Below are 16,839 nucleotides of genomic sequence, written 5' to 3'. Positions count from 1 at the left end.
ATCCGGGGCCTCGGGTCAGGCGATGGCGACGGCGGGAGCATGGGTGAGCGAGCGTCGAAGCTGGGGTGCGGCGTCGAGCCTGTCCTGGGCGGCCCGCAGTGCCAGCACCGCGGCCTCGAGCTTGTCCGGCGGAAGGGTGAAGGGCAGCCGCAGGTAGCGTTCAAACGCGCCGCCTACCCCGAACCGGGGTCCGGCCGCCAGCCTGATGCCGAAATCCGGGGCGAGGACTGTCAGTGCGGTGCTGGCGGGCGCGGGGAGCCGGCACCAGACGGAGAGGCCACCGGCGGGGCGCGTTGCCTGCCACGTGGGAAGGTGGCTGGCCAGGAGTCCGAGCAGGGCTTCCCTGTTGGCGCGCAGCGTCTCCAGTAGCGCAGGCAGCGGCTCGTCCAGGGCCCTCACCAGATGGGCGGCGGCCAGCTGTTCCATGACGGGGCCGCCCAGGTCCAGGGTGGTGCGTGCCGCGGCAAACCGCTGGATCATGGGCTCCGACGCCCGGATCCACCCGGTGCGCAGGCCGCCCCAATGCGACTTGCTCAGTGAGCCGATGGACACCACGGCGCTGCTGAAACCGGCCAGGGGGGTGGTGGCAACGCCGTCGAGGTTCAGCTCACGAAGTGTCTCGTCCGCCACCAGCACGGTTCCTGCCGCGGCGGCCGCACGGACCAGCCGGCGGCGCTGGACATCGGGCATGATCATGCCGGTGGGGTTGTGGAAGTCCGGCACCAAATAGGCGAGCTTGGGCTGCTGCTGCGCCATTGCCGATTCCAGGGCGGCCAGGTCCCAGCCGGAATCGGCGAAGGCGACCGGTACGGGGCGGCAGCGGGCGGCGCGAACGGCGTCCAGTGCGTGCGGGTAGCTGGGGTGTTCCACCAGGATGCGGTCCTGCCGGTCCGCCAGGGTGCGGATGACGATGGTCAGGGCATGCTGGGCGCCCGATGTGACCATGACCTGCCCCGGCTGCGTTGGCACTCCGGCAGCCGAGTACCGGTCTGCTATGGCCTGGCGCAGCGGCATCAGTCCCAGGGCGTCGTACCCGAACCCGGGCAGCAGGGCGGGGAGTTCGGTGAGCGCCGCCGCGAACGCCCGGTGCACCACCTCCCCGCTGGCCGGCAGCGCCGAATAAGCGAGGTCGATCAGGCCCTCGGGGGCACTGAGGCCGGGTGCTGCCGGGGGAGTGTCCGACGGCGGCCGGGGACCGAAGAGTGCCGGGCCGAACGAAGTATGTTCGGGGATGCGGGTCCTGCCTCGGCTGCCCTGGCCGCTGCTCAGGAAACCCTGCTCCCGGAGGCTCGCATAGGCCGCCGTGACGGTGGTGCGGCTGACCCCCAGTGCCGCGCACAGGGAGCGCTCGCTGGGCAGTGCCGTATCCAGCGGAACGCGGCCATCCAGGATGAGCAGCCGCACAACATCCGCCAACTCCCGGTACGCCGGCCCCGTTCCGTGGTTCCATGTGCCGAGGAGGCGGGACAACGCGGAGGCGGTAAGGGAAGTAGGCATGTAGCCAGTATTTCAGACTGGCTATGTTATTCAATGCCAGTTCGTTGGGAGCATGGTTTCATGATGACCCGCAGACTCGTCCAGCTGTTTACCGGCCTCGCCATGTATGGCATCTCCTTGGCCATGTTCATCCGCGCCGGGCTGGGCCTGGACCCCTGGGACGTCTTCCACCAGGGACTGGCCAACCGGACCGGGCTAAGCATCGGCGTGGTGGTGATCGCGGTGAGCTTCCTGGTGCTGCTGCTCTGGATTCCGCTTCGGCAGATGCCCGGCTTCGGTACCCTTTGCAACGCCATCCTGGTGGGTGTGTTCGCAGACGTCGGCCTTGCCTTCATCCCTGCCGTGCCGCACCTGGCCGGGCAGGCCGGGCTCCTTGTCGGGGCGGTCCTGCTGAACGGGATCGCTTCCGCCTGCTACATCGGTGCACGCTTCGGCCCCGGAGCACGCGACGGACTGATGACGGGCCTCGCAAGGCGCACCGGCTGGTCCGTCCGGTTGTCGCGCACCCTGATCGAGGTGACGGTTCTGGCCATCGGCTGGGTGCTCGGCGGCTCGGTGGGCGTGGGCACGGTGGTGTACGCCCTGGCCATCGGCCCCCTGGTCCAGCTGCTGCTGCCGCGCTTCATGGTTCCTGCCGCAGCGCCGCAGTCCGCCGGGGAGCCTACCCCCGCCAACTGCTGAAGACCAGCTGCCTGCGGTCCGACGTCACGCCGGGACAGGCTGGCATGTCGGGCAGAAGTAGATGTCCCGCTCTTCCTCGCCGTTGGGTTTGCCCAGCAGCCCGCGCCGGACGGGGGTCCCGCACTTGAGGCACCGCTGGTGTTCCCGCCCGTAGACCCAGTAGCCGGGGCGGCCTGCCATCCTGCCGACGGGCATGCCGCGGGCGTTGAGGATGGTGACACGGCGGCCGGGGCCCAGGTTGACCTCCAAAAGCTGCTTGGCATCGGTCATCATGGTGCGGACGTCCGGCACCTTGGAGACCGGCGTGGCAGGATGTACGCCGGAGAGGAAGCACGCCTCGCAGCGGTAGATGTTGCCGATGCCTGCAAGGTTGCGCTGGTCCAGCAGCGCCACTCCCACGGGGACCTCGGGGTGGGCCCGGATGCGGCGCTCCGCCTCATCGAGGTCCCAGTCCGGACCCAGGAGGTCCGGGCCCAGGAATCCCACAATCGAATCCTCGTTGTCCGTCGCCACTACTTCCAGCAGGCCCAGGGAGAATCCGACGGCGTCAGCGGCCGCTGTGCGCAGCACGCACCGCGCCGTGAAGCCGGGTTTCCGCCACCTGCCGCCGGGAGGATAGACCTGCCACGTTCCCTCCATCTTCAGGTGGGAGTGGATGGTGAGCTTTTTGTCCTCCGGGCTGACAACCCGCATCAGGAGGTGCTTGCCGCGGGGAACTACCTCGGCAACGGTCCAGCCGGCCAGGTTCAGCGTGGCAAAGCGCGGGACGCGGAAGTCCGAGGCCAGCAGCGTTTGTCCCGCGAGGGCCTGGTGCAGCTGGTGGGCGGCCCGCCAGACGGAGTCGCCTTCAGGCACGGATCCTCAGTCCCTTCGGGGTTGAATAGGCGCCGGCTGCGCTGAGGGCGGCAGCCACCGGAGTGTCCAGGATTCCGTGGCCGTTAACCTTTTCCATGATCAGCTTGTCCACGGCTCCACGGGTCACGACGCCCACCAGCGCGGCACCTGCCGCCGCCAGGACGTCGTCATCAGCACTGAAGGCCAGCAGCGTCTTGCCGCCGCGCTCCACGTAGAGGACCAGCGCGCCGTCCACCAGGACCACCAGCGCACCGGCCTTCCGGCCGGGCCGGTGGCCGGTGCCGGCGTCGTCCTGGACCGCCGGCCAGGGCAGGGCTGCCCCGTAGGGGTTGGCGGGATCGGTAGCGGCAAGCGCCAAGGCCACGGGCTCCGCCTTGGCCAGCTGGGTGTCCTCGCTGTACGAGCGCAGCCGGTCCACGGTGGCGGGAACGGCAAACTGGGCGGCGCCCAGGTGTTCGATGAAGTACCCGCGGCGGCAGCGGCCGGCTTCTTCGAGCCGTGCCAGGACCTTGTACATCAGGCCGAAGCCGCCCAGGATCTGCTCGGCCATGACCGAGCCCCTCGTGACCACCCCGTAGCGGTCGAGCAGGAGCTCAGCGGTGGCGCGGGCATGGATGGTGGGATCGAGTTCCGGCTCCGGAAGGGCAGACCAGCGGCCCGCGGCAGTGGGCGGCGTGGCCGCCCCGCCCGTGCCGTAGCGTCCGTCGCCGTAGCGGCTACCGGACAGGCCGGGGGATCCCATTAGCCCGGTACCGTGCGATCGGCCGAGCCTGCCCAGGCGCGGGGCCCTGGCCCGGGGTGCCCGGGCCACTTGGCGGTGGGCGGTATGGCCGCCCGCGATGAGTGACCTGACCGGGGCGAAAGTATCCCCGGTGATCCTGCCTGCCCAGGCGAGGTCCCACAGCGCGGTGACCACTTCCTGGTCGCTGACGACGGCGTCCATGCCGCCGGCAACGTCGGTGAGCTGCCGGAAGAAGTAGCCGCCGCCGTTGGCGCGCAGGTGGTCCAGGAGCCGCCGGCCGGCGTCGCCCGGTTCGAAGTCGGGGGCAGGGTTGAGGGTCAGTTCCACGGAGTCGGCAAGGTGCAGGCTGATCCAGCCGTCGTTCCCGGGCACGGCTCCCGCCCCGGACCAGAGGACTTCGCCGGCGGCCATCAGTTCGTCCAGCATGGCTGGCTGGTAGTTGGACACCCGGCTGGCCAGGACCAGCGGTTCCCAGGCCGAGGCCGGGACAGGCACGCCGGAGAGCTGGTCGATGGCGGTGATGATGCCATCCAGTCCGCGCAGCGAGGGCTGGCCGCGGCCGCCGCCGGGCGTGCGGACATGCTGCCACGCGGGGAGGAAGCGCCCATAGGCGGCGGCGTCCACCGGTTCAACCTCGGCGCGAAGGGCCGCCAGGGAACGACGACGGAGCTTGCGGAGGACGTCGGCGTCGCACCATTCGCTCTGGATAGCGTGCGGAACGTCGGGTGCAGGCGCGTGCGGAGGCGGTCCTTCCGCAGCATCAATCAGCTGGCTTCCGGTGTCCAGCGCCGTGTCATGCGGTCCGTCTTCAGGTGGCGTTGCCTCCGATGTTCCGGCCCCGGGCGGTGTCACGTGGGGCCGGAATTCCCCCTCGACCACGCGGCCATCGGCCGCGAGCCGTTTCAGGGCCGTGCCCACCACCGCAACGCCAAGACCCAGCCGGGCTGCGGCTTCCGCGGCCGTGAAGGGGCCATGTGTCCTGGCGTAGCGGGCCACGAGGTCGCCCAGGGGATCGGCCACGGGCTCGATGAAGGCCAACGGAACGCCCATGGGCAATGGCACGCCGATGGCGTCGCGGAGGCGGGCGGCGTCCTCCACCGCCGCGTAGCGTTCCACACCGCCGATGTTGACCCTGATTGCTCGGTTGGCGCGCTGCAGGGCGGCCAGGTGCGCAGCAGCCTCCGGGACCGTTGCGCTGGTTTCAGCGGGGCCGGTTTCAAGGGCTTCGGTTCCGGCAGGACTGGATTCGGCAGTTCCGGTGCCGCCCGCCTCAACCACCGGCTGCCCGGCTTCGGCAGCCTGGGCCGCCGCCGTGCCGTCCAGCCGTTCTGCCGTTTCCTCCGGCGTCAGGGGTCCCAGCAGCCGCAACAGGTCCGCCACCCCCTCCATGCCGCGCGCCCGGCGGTCCGGGGCCAGGCGCTGCAGTTCGCGCTCGGTGGCCTCGATGACTTTGGCGTCAAGGAGCTCCCGAAGCTCAACGCGGCCCAGCAGTTCGTTGAGCAGGGTGGAGTCCAAGGCCAGGGCGGCCGCACGCCGCTCGGCCAGCGGCGAGTCGCCTTCGTAAAGGAACTGGGCCACGTAGCCAAAGAGCAGGGACTTGGCGAACGGTGAGGGCTGCTGCGTGGTGGTCTGCACGATCCGCAGCTCCCGCCGCTCCACGGACGCGGCGATGTCCTTCAGTGCCGGGAGGTCGTAGACGTCCTGCAGGCACTCGCGCACCGTTTCGAGCACGATGGGGAAGGTGGGGTACTTCCGGGCAACATCAAGCAGCTGTGCCGACCGCTGGCGCTGCTGCCACAGCGGCTGCCGCTTGCCCGGGGTCTGCCGGGGAAGCAGCAAAGCACGGGCGGCGCACTCCCGGAACCGGGAGGCGAACAGCGCGCTTCCGCCCACCTCGGCGGTGACGATCTGCTCCAGTTCCTCGGGGTCGAACAGGAACAGCTCGGCGCCTGGCGGCTCGTCCTCCATCATCGGCACCCGCAGGACAATGCCGTCGTCGGCCGCCATCGCCGAACCGTCCAGCCCGTACCGCTGGTGGAGCCGCTGGCCCACAGCGAGGGCCCATGGCGCGTGCACCGGCATTCCAAACGGGCTGTGCAGGATCACCCGCCAGTCGCCCAGTTCGTCGTGGAACCGCTCCACCACCAACGTGGTGTCGCTGGGAACCACCTCAGTGGCCTGCTTCTGCTCGTTGAGGTACTGGATGAGGTTGTTGGCGGCGAAGTCGTCCAGGCCGCTGGCCTTGCAGCGTTCGGCGGCAGGACCGGCATCGGAGGCCGACAGTTCCCTGACGAACGCTCCCAGGGCGCGGCCCAGGTCCACTGGGCGGCCCAGGGAATCGCCCTTCCAGAACGGCAACTTCCCGGGCTGGCCGAACGCCGGGGATACCAGCACGCGGTCGTGGGTGATGTCCTCGATCTTCCAGCTGGTGGCGCCCAGGGCAAAGACATCGCCCACGCGGGACTCATACACCATCTCTTCATCGAGCTCGCCGACGCGCCGGCCGCCGCGCGGCGCGCGGGCCGGCTTGCCGTCCTCGGCGGGGGAGGCGGCGCCCTCGGCCTCGGTGCCGATGATGTAGACGCCGAACAGGCCGCGGTCCGGGATGGTGCCGCCGGACGTGACGGCCAGCCGCTGGGCCCCGGGCCGTCCTTCGATGGTGCCGGCGTTCCGGTCCCAGATGATCCTTGGCCGGAGCTCGGCGAATTCGTCCGACGGGTACCGGCCGGCCAGCAGGTCCAGGGTGGCTTCGAAGGCGGAGCGGGGAAGCGAGGCGAACGGGGCGGACCGGCGCACGGTGCTGAACCATTCCTCCACGTCAATGCTGCCCAGTGCGGTGGCGGCTACGGTCTGCTGGGCCAGGATGTCCAGCGGGTTCGCGGGGATGCTGAGGCGCTCGATCTTGCCGTCCAGCATCCGCTCCACGGTGATGGCGGTGTGGACCAGGTCCGCGCGGTGCTTCGGGAAAAGGACGCCCTGGGAGATTTCGCCCACCTGGTGTCCGGCGCGGCCCACCCGCTGCAGCCCGCTGGCCACCGACGGAGGGGATTCCACCTGCACCACCAGGTCCACGGCGCCCATATCGATGCCGAGTTCCAGGGATGACGTGGCCACGACACACCGCAGCCGCCCCGATTTCAGGTCGTCCTCAATCAGCGCGCGCTGGTCCTTGGACACCGAGCCGTGGTGGGCGCGCGCCAAGACGGGATCAGCCCCGGAAGTGCTGCCCGCCTGGGCCATCATGTGTGCAGGTGTGGCGGTTGAGGCAGGAACACCAGGCACCAGTCCCGCCGAGGAGTCCGAAGCGCCCGCATGCCCTTCCGGAGCCGGATCATCCCAGCCGCCGCCCACCGCGACCAGCTGGCGCTCGGCGTAGATTTCGTTGAGCCGGGCCGTCAGGCGCTCCGCCAGGCGGCGGGAGTTGGCGAAGACGATGGTGGACTGGTTGGCCAGCACCAGGTCCACGATCTTCTCCTCGACGTGCGGCCATATGGAGGCCTGCGGCTGCAGCCCGGAGGCGGGGCCGGAGTCGAAAGCGCCCGCGGCGCCCTGCAGGTCCGACATGTCCTCCACCGGTACGGAAACGGTCAGGTCCCAGTTCTTCCGGGCCGGAGGAGCCACGATCTCCACGGGAGCGGAGCCGGCGAGGAACTGGGCCACGAGTTCGCGGGGCTCCACGGTGGCGGAGAGCCCGATGCGCTGTGCGGGTTTGGGCAGCAGCGCGTCCAGCCGTTCCAGCGAGACGGCGAGGTGTGCGCCGCGTTTGGTCCCGGCCACGGCATGGACCTCGTCGATGATGATGGTGTCCACCTCCGTGAGGGTTTCGCGGGCCTTCGACGTGAGCATGAGGAACAGCGATTCGGGGGTGGTGATCAGGATGTCCGGCGGGCTGCTTAGCAGCGCGCGGCGGTCCGCGGCGGGTGTATCCCCGGAGCGGACGCCGACGGTGATCAGCGGCGCCGGAAGTCCCAGCCGCTTGGCGGTCTGCGTGATGCCGATAAGCGGGGACCGCAGGTTCCGTTCCACATCGACGCCCAGGGCCTTCAAAGGCGAGATGTACAGGACCCGGGTCTTGCGCTTCGGCGCCCGCGGCCGCCTTCCCTTGGCGGGGGCTTCCGGGGCGGCGTCCGGAGGTGCTGCCGGTGCGGCGGCGAGGAGCCGGTCCAGGGCCCAAAGGAATGCGGCGAGGGTCTTTCCGGAACCGGTGGGGGCGACCACCAGTGCGTGCGAACCGGAGGAGATGGCGTTCCAAGCGCCTGCCTGCGCGGGTGTGGGTTCGGAGAACGCGCCCAGGAACCACTCACGGGTGGGCCTGCTGAACTGGCCCATGGGCGCAGCGGAGGACGGCTCCTTCCCGTGCCCTCCGCCACCGGACGGGGCAAGATCCTGGTTCATGCCTCCATCATGCCCCACGGCACTGACAGTGATGTCGGGGCCGCCGCGCGTTCCGCCTTCAGGACGAGGCGTTAATGAACCCGATGGTGATTGCCGTCCACCAGCACACCTGCGAGATCACCAGGCAGATCACCAGGTGCGCGCGCTGGCCAAGGCCAGGTCCGTGAACCTGGCCTGGGCGGGCAGCCGTGCGAGCCGCCGCATCAGCGGGATGAGCATTATCCCGTTCAGGCTGAGCACAAGGATCGCCCCGAGCTTGATGTCGGTCATCAGGTTACTCAGGTGCGGGGTCAGGAACACGCCGGTGACCATCAGGCCAGCGAGGCCACCCCAGATCAGCGGAGTCGCGGCGCCGTCGAGCCGGATGATTTCTGCCAGGTCGCGCCTGCCGATGAGCCACAGGAAGCCATACCAGTCGACCAGGATGATGGCCCCAAAAGCCACGATGAGGAATACGTCATGCACCACCAGATCAATGTCATGGGCGTAGGCCTCCACCTGGACTGCCGTCGACGCCGTTACGGACAACAGCCACGCCACGGCCGCGGCAACGGAGAGGACGAACACAAGGCGCCGGGTGGACTTCTCGGATTCGCGGTGCCGCCTGATAGCGCGTCTGCTGACTGGGATGTAGCTCATGGGATACCTCTGCGAGACCTGCCGCCGGTCGCCGTCCCAGCCCAGCCGTGGGTAGCTCCAACATAGCCCCGCCGCGGCCGCCCAGCAAGGAAGCGTCGGGCCCGGTGCCGGCACCCTTCCCTGGCCGCGCTCCCTCAGGCGGTGCCCGCCGTCGGCAGGTCCTTGGTGGCCGGCCCTTCCAGCAGCTTGCCCTCGTTGGTGAAGCGGGAGCCGTGCAGGGGGCAGTCCCACGTCTTTTCGTTATCATTCCAGTGCACGATGCCGCCCAGGTGGGTGCAGACGGCCGAGAGCCGGCAGGTGGTGCCGTCCACGGTCGACACCGCCACAGGCCGGTTGCCCTCCCGGTGGACCTTGCCCTGGCCCTCGGCAGGGGCTTGCGCGGAGCTTGCCTCTGCGGGCGCCGGCGCCTGCCCCGCGCGCCCCTTGCCGCCGTCGAACCTGCGGCCTTCCGCCGTCACCTTTCCCCAGTCGGTGGCGAGCCTCGCGGCCACCCCCGCATTCAACGCGACGGCGGAGAACGCACCGGCCGGAGAGGTCACCCGGTGGTGGATGGTGTTTGCCCAGGGCACCTGGCCGCCCAGGATGTCCGCTGAGATGTCCAGCGCGGCGGCAACGGCGTTCGTCATTCCCCACTTGTTGTAGCCGGTGCCGAAATAGATGTGGCCCTTGCCGCGGGGGAGCTTTCCGAAGAACGGCATGAGGTTGGTGGGCATGTAATCCTGCGCGGACCACGTGTGCGTGGCCACGGCGCCGGGGTAATGCCGGGCGGCCCAGTCGAGCAGGCCGGCAAGGTGTGCCTTTTCCGACGGCGTCCGGCCGACGTGGTGCCCGTGGCCGCCCACCAGCAGCAGCTTCCTGCCGTCCACCTCATAGTCCCGGAGGGAGTGGGTGGGCTGCTCCACCGAGATGTACATGCCCGGCGGGGGAGCCTGGCCGTCCTGCAGGTCCAGCGCGGCGGCGTAGGAACGGCTTGGTGTCAGTTTTGCGAAATACAGGCCCCGGTCCAGGACGGGGATGCCGGTGGCCAGCACCACCCGGTCGGCCCTGACGCTGCCCCGGTTGGTCCGGACGGCAACGGGCGAGTCGCCGGTGACGTCCTGCAGGCGGACACCGCTGACAACGTGCCCGCCGCGGCCGCGGATATCGGCGATCAATGCGTCGATGACCTCGAGCGGGTTGATCTGCGCCTGGTCCCGCATCCGGACGGCGCCGTGGACGGGGAACGGCAGGCCGGCGTCGCGCACGTAATCCACGTCCAGCCCGGCGGTGGAGGCGGCGCTGATTTCTTCGCGCAGCTTTTCGGTGCCCTGGGCGGAGGCTGCGTAGGTATACGCGTCCCGGTGCTGGTAGGGAACCTTCTGTTCGTCCAGGTAGCGCAGGAGCCACGCCTGCCCTTCCCGGTTGCCGTCCACGTAGGCCTGCACCTGCTTCGCTGAATACTGCCGGGCCAGCTGGGACAGGAACGTGCCCTGGAGCAGGGTTACTTTCGCGGTGGTGTTGCCGGTGGTCACCGCCCCCGGGTAGCGGGCTTCGAGCACCAGGACGTTCTGTCCGGAGCGCGCCAGCAGCAGCGCGGACACCAATCCTGTCAGCCCGGCTCCGGCAACCACGGTGTCATACCTGTTGTCCGGCTCGAACGGATCAGACGTAAAGGTCTGCGCGCGGTCCAGCCAAAGTGACGTCATGCCAGTCCAACCTGCCTCCGGTCCATGGCCCTGCGGGCCGCTTTGTGATGGGTCCGTTATGGGCGCATCCTGTCCGCCGTGGTGTTGATAAGTATACTTACGGTACCCGGCCGGCGGAGTGGAATTTTTCGACGGCGGCGCACAAGCAGTAAAGGCGGCCCGGCTTGATAGCCGGGCCGCCTTTACTGCTTCGAGGGGAACCTATGCCAGGGGCAGGGCCGGCATCAGGCCGGCTGGAACGCCCCGATGGTGAGCAGGACGATATCTGCGTTGCTGCAGGCCTTGGTGGGCTGCGGCAGGAACAGCGAGTCGGTGTCCTCGGGCGGGTAGACACGGTAGCCTGCGGCGTCCACCAGGGTGCAGCCCATGTAGTTGCCGGCCTGGGTGTAGCGCAGCACCGCGGTGCCGGTCTGGCCCGGGGCCAGGATGACGTCGACGACGCCTGCGGACTCGTCGCGCTGGGCCGGTGCACCAATGGGGGCGCCGGCGGCGTCGGCCACCAGGGAGACTCCGGGGAAACCCTTGAGGAGGCAGGGTTCGGCACCCTTGTTGGTCAGGTTGAGCTTCATGTAGACGCTGCCGGCCGCGCCGCCGCCGGTGGCATCGGTGGCCGCGGTGAGGCCGGCCGCCTTGCACAGGGCAGGAGCGCCGCCACCGGTTGCATCGGAGGACGGCGGCGAGGACGGGGACGGCGTCGAGGTGGCAGAGGAGGCCGAAGTGGTGGGACTTGCGGACTGGCTCGCCTGGCCGGTGGCCGGGGCCGTGGTGGATTGCGACTGGGGCTGGCTCGGACCGCACCCGGTGAGCAGGAGGGCAGCTGCTGCTGCCGCCGTGGACATGACTAACCCCTGGGACATTCTGTGAGACCTCATGGCATTACCTTCGCGGCACTGGTGCCCTGCGTCAACGATGCCACCGGCGGAACCGCACATTTGATGCCCGGATCGTGATGATCCGGGCATCAAATGCCGGCGACTTGCCGCTCTGGTCCGCGCCTGCGGCGCCCCCGGCCGCACCCTTTGGCGCCGGGCGCCGTGCCCCGCTCCGAAGCAGGGCCCCGGCGCCGAGGACCAGGCCGCCCAGGCCCGCGGCGAGGCCCGCCCAGCTGCGGGCGTCCGCGCCGCTGTCCGTAACGGCCGCAGCCTGCTCGGTGGGCGCCCCTGCGGAGTGGGAAGACCCGGCAGGGTGCGCAGCGTCCCCGTGCCCGTCCGCGGCCGAATCGGCAGTGATGGTCATGGCGGGGGCGGGGGCCTTGAGGCTGTGCGGGTCCTGGCCGACCGCGGCGGTTTCGGACCAGTCGGTCTGGCCGCTCTCGCACGTCTGCAGCGTGGGGAAGTTCAAGGTGGTCCCGGCGGCGTCGGGCAGGTGCACGGAGAGGACCAGCGCATCGCGGAGCTCGGGGCTCAGCGGGGTCTTTGCGGTGTAGACGATCTGGCTGGTCCTTTTGGTGATGCTGGAGCCGTCCGCCAGCTTCCGGGGCTCGGCGAAAGTCTCCGTCACCTTTTCCACGGTCCAGTTGGGGTTCACGGTGGGCTGGGCGTCATTGAGCTCCGGGGGAAGCGTGATGGCCACCTTGGTGGTGGGGGAGGTGTCGCAGCCGTGCGGTATGCCGAAGGTCAGCAGTGCGTAGGAGCCGGCGTCGGTTTTGTCGGGTGTCACACCCACGTGGGCTGACGCGCCGCCTGCCGCTGCCAGCAGTAGGGCCGCGGCGCCCCCGGTGGCTGTGGCGGTGGTCAGGGCGCGGCGAAGCATGGAGGTTGTCATGGGTTTTGCCTTTCTGGCGCACGCCCGGGAATCCGGGGTGCAGGAAAATGGGTCCCCGACGCCGGCCGGAAGGCCAGGTGCGGGGTTTAGGAGGAGGGCACGACGGCGGAAGGCGGGCCCCGTCGGCTGTCTTGCCGGAGATTGCGCCACGGCTGCCGCGGCAGCGGAAGGGGCCCGAACGGCCCGGGGAAGCGGGGGGCGGGCACTGGCGCCGCCGGCCGCGGAAGGCCGGCCAGGGGCCGCAGCCATCCGGCGAGGGCCCACAGCGCGGCCTCACCCCTGGCAAGGAGGAGGGTGCAGCCAAGGGTGGCCGCGGCATGCGCTGCCAGCATCAGGGGCGCCAGGCCCGGGTCCGCAGGGCTCACGTGCTCCGCGAAGGGAGCAATCCCCGGGAAGCCGGCCAGGACTGCGCCGTGCACGTGGGGTGCAGGGGGCCCGGCGGCGGGGGCGGGGGCGCTGAAAGCCGTCAGGAGTTCATGCAGCGCCAGCTGGCCGCCGGCCAGGAGCGCGCCCACGGCGGGAAAGGAGAGCCGGAGGCGTGTTGCGGCCGTGCTCGCAAGTGCAGTCAGCGCCAGGACGGCCAGCAGGATGCCGGGCGAGGGGAGTTGACCGCCGCCTGCCACGTGGGCACCGGCCGCCAGGGACAGGATGCCGGCAGCCAGGCTTGAGGCACGGAACAGGTGGAAGGGAATACGGGGAGGGTGGCCAGTCACGGCTGCTCCTCCCTGTGCCGGCAGCGGGGGTCCATTGGCACGGGTTCCGGCCTCTGCAATTCTACCGGTGCACGGGCGGCCCTTCCATCAGTCGGTCTCGGGCCCGCAGCAGTAATGGCAGTCCTCGGGGCACTCGGTCATGCCGGGCTCCCCACCAGGTCGAAGCCGTCCGCGACGTGGAAAAGCCGGCGGCCTCCGACGGCCGCCGTTACCCAGACGATGTCGCCGTCCTCCGTCCTGGTGTCCACCAGCCCGGCGAACACGGAGCGCCCGTTCCTCCTCAGTTCGACGCTGTCACCGATCTCGACGTCGTCCCAGCGGGGAGCTCTTACGCGGCTCGTCATTGAAGTCACGGCATGTCCTTTGGATGGTTGCGGGAGCTGCGGCCATTGCAGCGGGTGATGCCATCAAACAGGCGCAGCGCTGCCTTGAACAATGGAGCTGTGACCACGCAGCTTGCCCACGCTTTGTGCACCGCTCCAGCGCTAGACTGCCTGCGTAAGTGTCGGCGATCGAAGGAGAAGTTCATGGACTACACCGGAAGCCAGTCCGAAAAGGCGGTTCCCGCCGGTGATCTGGGCCGCAGCCATATTGGTCAGACCATCAGTTTCCAGCCCAACGAGTTTACGGTCGTGTTTGGCAAGCTCGCCGGAGTCGCGCGGACTGAGGCCATGGTTTACCTGTCCCTGACGGGCGTGGGTAACGGCACGCACCTCAAGGATGAATACGATCTGCCCGTGACGCATGAGGTCTATGTTCCGGTGGACGTCATTTCCAATGCGGAGTCCACCATCAAGGACCTGTTCGGCAAGGTCCAGGAAAACCTGCGCGGCGCGGGCCACAAGGGGGAGGACCGGACGGACCGCTTGTAGCGCCGCTGCCTGCGGTATCGCTGAAAAGGAAGGCCGGGCCCGCCGCACTTCGCAGTGCGGGCCCGGCCTTCCTGCCGTCCAGGCCCGCCAGCCCAGCACGAAATTTGTTGAACAATGTCTTGCGGGAATTGTTCAACAACCTGTATCGTCATTCGGGACGACCACTGTGACTCCAGTCACCCCGAACAATGGATGGACCATGGCAGATACCGGCACGAAACTGAAGCTGAGCTCCTCTGCCCGGCGCACAGCCCTCCTGGGGGCTATGTTCCTGATGGCCACAAGCGCCATCGGGCCGGGCTTCATCACCCAAACCACCGTTTTCACGGCGCAAATCGGCGCCGCCTTCGCTTTCGCCATCCTGGCGTCCATCCTGATTGACATGGCGGTCCAGATGAACGTCTGGCGCGTCATCGGTGTTTCAGGCCTCCGCGCCCAGGAGCTTGGCAACAAGGTGGTCCCCGGCGTCGGCTGGCTGCTGTCCGGCCTGGTCTTCATCGGCGGGGTGGTCTTCAACATCGGCAACATCGCCGGAACCGGCCTAGGCGCCAACGCCATGCTCGGCGTCGATCCGAAGATCGGTGGCGTCGTATCTGCCGTCGTCGCCATCCTGGTGTTCCTCAGCAAGAAGGCCGGCATGGCCCTGGACCGGATCGTGGTGCTCCTGGGCGCCGTCATGATCCTGCTGATGATCTATGTGGCCATCGTTGCCGCCCCGCCGCTGGGTGAGGCCCTGAAGAACACCTTCCTGCCGGACACCGTGGACTTCCTGATCATTACCACCCTGGTGGGCGGCACCGTGGGCGGCTACATCACCTACGCCGGCGCCCACCGCATGCTGGACTCCGGTGCCACCGGAATCGAGCACGTCAAGCAGATCACCCGCAGCTCCATCCTTGGCATCATCGTCACCGGCATCATGCGCGTGCTGCTCTTCCTGGCAATCCTGGGCGTGGTGGCCGGCGGCACCGTCCTGACCAGCAACAACATGGCAGCCGAGGCCTTCGGCGCCGCTGCCGGCGAAATCGGCCTGCGCATGTTCGGCGTTGTCCTGTGGGCGGCCGCCATCACCTCCGTCATCGGCGCCGCCTTCACCTCCGTCTCCTTCATCACCTCCTCCCGGACCCCGGAGCGCAAGCGGAACCTCATCACGGTGGTCTTCATCGCCGGCTGCGCCCTGGTGTACTTCTTCCTCGGGCAGGCCCCCCAGCAGTTGCTGATCTTTGCGGGTGCCTTCAACGGCCTGATCCTGCCCGTGGGCTTCGGTGTCCTCCTGTGGGTGGCGTGGCGCCGCCGGGACCTGATGCACGGTTACGCCTACCCCAAGTGGCTCCTCCTGCTGGGCGTGGCCACCTGGCTGGTCACGCTGTTCCTGGGCTGGAACTCGATGCTGGGCCTGGCGAAACTGTGGTCGTGATCAACAGGCCCTCCATGTTGCCCGCCGCCGCACGGGAGGCCTTCCGTGGCGGCGTGGTGGAGCCGACCTCCGGCTGGTCGCGGGGCTACGCCCAGGCGAACGTCCTGGCCATCCCGCGCGAATATGCGTTCGACTTCCTGCTGTTCGCCCAGCGGAACCCCAAGCCGTGCCCCATCCTGGGAGTGCTGGAGGCGGGCGAGACCACCGGGCCGCTGCTGGCCGGGGGCGATATCCGTACCGACGTTCCCCAATACACGGTGTACCGCGACGGCGTGAAAGTGGACGAGCCCACGGACATCAGCGGCTACTGGCGCGATGACCTGGTGACCTTCCTGATCGGCTGCTCCTTCACGTTCGAGGCGGCCCTGCAGGATGGCGGTATCGCCATCGCCCACATCGACCAGGGCGTGAACGTGCCGATGTACCGCACCAACCGCCAGTGTGCCCCTGCCGGCCGGATGTCAGGACCCATGGTCGTCTCCATGCGGCCTGTCCCGGCGTCGCAGGTGGCCGATGCCGTGCGGATCACCTCACGGTACCCGGCCGTGCACGGTGCCCCCGTCCACGTGGGCAACCCGGAGGAGCTGGGGATCGGTGACCTTTCGCGTCCGGACTTCGGCGACGCGGTGGAAATTCCGGCAGGCCATATCCCAGTTTTCTGGGCCTGCGGCGTCACTCCGCAGGCTGCCGTCATGCAGTCCCGCCCGCCCCTGGCCATCGGCCACGCACCGGGGCATATGCTGATCACCGACGCCCGGGACAGTGATTACCTGATCCCATGATCCCCGTCCCGTAATGCCGAAAGGCCGGTGCCGCCCGCAGGGGCGGCACCGGCCTTGGCGTTTTGGACCTTTCCCGTGTCCAGCGCCGGACGTCAGGAGGCGGCGCGCCCCGCGAGGTGGCCCAGCAGTTCTGCTTCCGCTGCATCGAGGTACTCGCGCAGTTCGGCCGCGGCCTTTTCGTTTTCGCCCGCCCGGAGCCGCCTGACCAGCAGCACGTTGCGGTCCACGTAATGGCTGTGGAAGTCCGGGGCCGAGGACATCGCGTAAAACACCAGGCGCATCTCAGCCAGCACGCGGTCCATCATCCGGCCCAGGGTTCCGCTTCCGGTAAGGCCCACAACTTCCCTGTGGAACGCCTGGTTGGCGTCGGCCATGTCCGCAACGGAGCCCGCATCCCGCGCGGCCTGCGCGCGCTGGACCACGGCTTCCATGGTGTCCAGCTTCTGCGCTGTAATGTCGCCCCAAAGCACCGCCGCCGGCTCGATGGCCCTGCGGACGCGGTAGATCTCCCGGACGTCCTCCGGCCCCGGCGATGCCACGAAGACGCCGCGGTTGGGGATGCGGCGGACTATCGATTCCTCTGCGAGGGCGGTGAAGGCCTGCCGGAGTGTGTTGCGGGACACCCCGAGGGCCGCGGACAGGGACTGCTCGGAGAGCTTGGTTCCCGGGGTCAGCTCACCGCCGGCGATGCCGTTGCGGATCCTTGACGCAATCCAGGCGGTGGTGTGCGCGTGTTCGGCAGCGCCGCCAGACCTGTCCCCTCCAGACACAGCGTTCATGCCGCATTCCCCCCAATA

Annotated in this window: 14 protein-coding genes; 4 read left to right on the top strand and 10 right to left on the bottom strand. The window is 69.1% G+C overall.

All coding sequences use genetic code 11. The annotated features are described in order from the left end of the window. Positions 1-15 precede the first annotated feature (15 nt). The gene (gene yczR / locus AC2JAJ_RS04495) at positions 16-1,497 is read right to left on the bottom strand and encodes a MocR-like transcription factor YczR (protein WP_486414128.1); all 1,482 of its coding nucleotides are present in this window, start codon (positions 1,495-1,497) and stop codon (positions 16-18) included. 60 nt (positions 1,498-1,557) lie between these two features. Between yczR and yczE the strand changes: the two genes are divergently transcribed. After that, a complete protein-coding gene (yczE, locus tag AC2JAJ_RS04490) occupies positions 1,558-2,178 on the top strand; it encodes a membrane protein YczE (protein ID WP_486414129.1) in 621 nt (206 codons plus the stop codon). A 24-nt stretch (positions 2,179-2,202) separates the two neighbouring features. Here the strand turns inward: yczE and AC2JAJ_RS04485 are convergent, their stop codons facing one another. The 8 genes from AC2JAJ_RS04485 to AC2JAJ_RS04450 form a co-directional block, all read right to left on the bottom strand. Then, positions 2,203-3,033 carry an Fpg/Nei family DNA glycosylase gene (locus tag AC2JAJ_RS04485; protein WP_486414130.1) on the bottom strand — a complete coding sequence of 277 codons (831 nt, stop codon included), beginning with the start codon at positions 3,031-3,033 and terminating at the stop codon, positions 2,203-2,205. After that, a complete protein-coding gene (locus tag AC2JAJ_RS04480; RefSeq protein WP_486416743.1) occupies positions 3,026-8,104 on the bottom strand; it encodes an Lhr family helicase in 5,079 nt (1,692 codons plus the stop codon). Before AC2JAJ_RS04480 ends, AC2JAJ_RS04485 begins: the two co-directional genes overlap by 8 nt. 195 nt (positions 8,105-8,299) lie before the next feature. Next, complete coding sequence (locus tag AC2JAJ_RS04475) at positions 8,300-8,809, bottom strand: hypothetical protein (RefSeq protein WP_486414131.1); 510 nt, start codon at positions 8,807-8,809, stop codon at positions 8,300-8,302. Between the two features lie 134 nt (positions 8,810-8,943). Next, on the bottom strand, positions 8,944-10,494 hold the full coding sequence (locus tag AC2JAJ_RS04470) for an FAD-dependent oxidoreductase (protein WP_486414132.1): 1,551 nt from the start codon (positions 10,492-10,494) through the stop codon (positions 8,944-8,946). Between the two features lie 224 nt (positions 10,495-10,718). After that, a complete protein-coding gene (locus AC2JAJ_RS04465; protein ID WP_501053384.1) occupies positions 10,719-11,366 on the bottom strand; it encodes a DUF4232 domain-containing protein in 648 nt (215 codons plus the stop codon). A 31-nt stretch (positions 11,367-11,397) separates the two neighbouring features. Beyond that, the gene (locus AC2JAJ_RS04460; RefSeq protein ID WP_501053383.1) at positions 11,398-12,258 is read right to left on the bottom strand and encodes a DUF1775 domain-containing protein; all 861 of its coding nucleotides are present in this window, start codon (positions 12,256-12,258) and stop codon (positions 11,398-11,400) included. Between the two features lie 86 nt (positions 12,259-12,344). Then, positions 12,345-12,971, bottom strand: coding sequence for a hypothetical protein (locus AC2JAJ_RS04455; RefSeq protein WP_486414135.1), 627 nt, complete (start codon positions 12,969-12,971; stop codon positions 12,345-12,347). A 137-nt stretch (positions 12,972-13,108) separates the two neighbouring features. Further along, a complete protein-coding gene (locus tag AC2JAJ_RS04450; protein WP_486416744.1) occupies positions 13,109-13,315 on the bottom strand; it encodes a hypothetical protein in 207 nt (68 codons plus the stop codon). Positions 13,316-13,498: 183 nt separating this feature from the next. On the opposite strand from AC2JAJ_RS04450, the gene AC2JAJ_RS04445 reads away from it, so the two are divergent. The 3 genes from AC2JAJ_RS04445 (at position 13,499) to AC2JAJ_RS04435 (ending at position 16,042) form a co-directional block, all read left to right on the top strand. Continuing rightward, positions 13,499-13,843, top strand: coding sequence for a hypothetical protein (locus tag AC2JAJ_RS04445; protein WP_486414136.1), 345 nt, complete (start codon positions 13,499-13,501; stop codon positions 13,841-13,843). 199 nt (positions 13,844-14,042) lie between these two features. Continuing rightward, a complete protein-coding gene (locus AC2JAJ_RS04440; protein ID WP_486414137.1) occupies positions 14,043-15,260 on the top strand; it encodes an NRAMP family divalent metal transporter in 1,218 nt (405 codons plus the stop codon). Between the two features lie 14 nt (positions 15,261-15,274). Then, on the top strand, positions 15,275-16,042 hold the full coding sequence (locus AC2JAJ_RS04435) for a putative hydro-lyase (protein WP_486416745.1): 768 nt from the start codon (positions 15,275-15,277) through the stop codon (positions 16,040-16,042). A 92-nt stretch (positions 16,043-16,134) separates the two neighbouring features. Here AC2JAJ_RS04435 and AC2JAJ_RS04430 read toward each other — a convergent pair whose 3' ends face one another. Further along, positions 16,135-16,821 (bottom strand): GntR family transcriptional regulator, encoded by a 687-nt coding sequence (locus AC2JAJ_RS04430; RefSeq protein WP_486414138.1) that lies wholly within the window; start codon positions 16,819-16,821, stop codon positions 16,135-16,137. Between the last annotated feature and the right edge of the window lie 18 nt (positions 16,822-16,839).

The organism is Arthrobacter sp. MOO21 (assembly GCF_057369995.2).
This window is presented reverse-complemented; position numbering and strand designations above follow the sequence as displayed.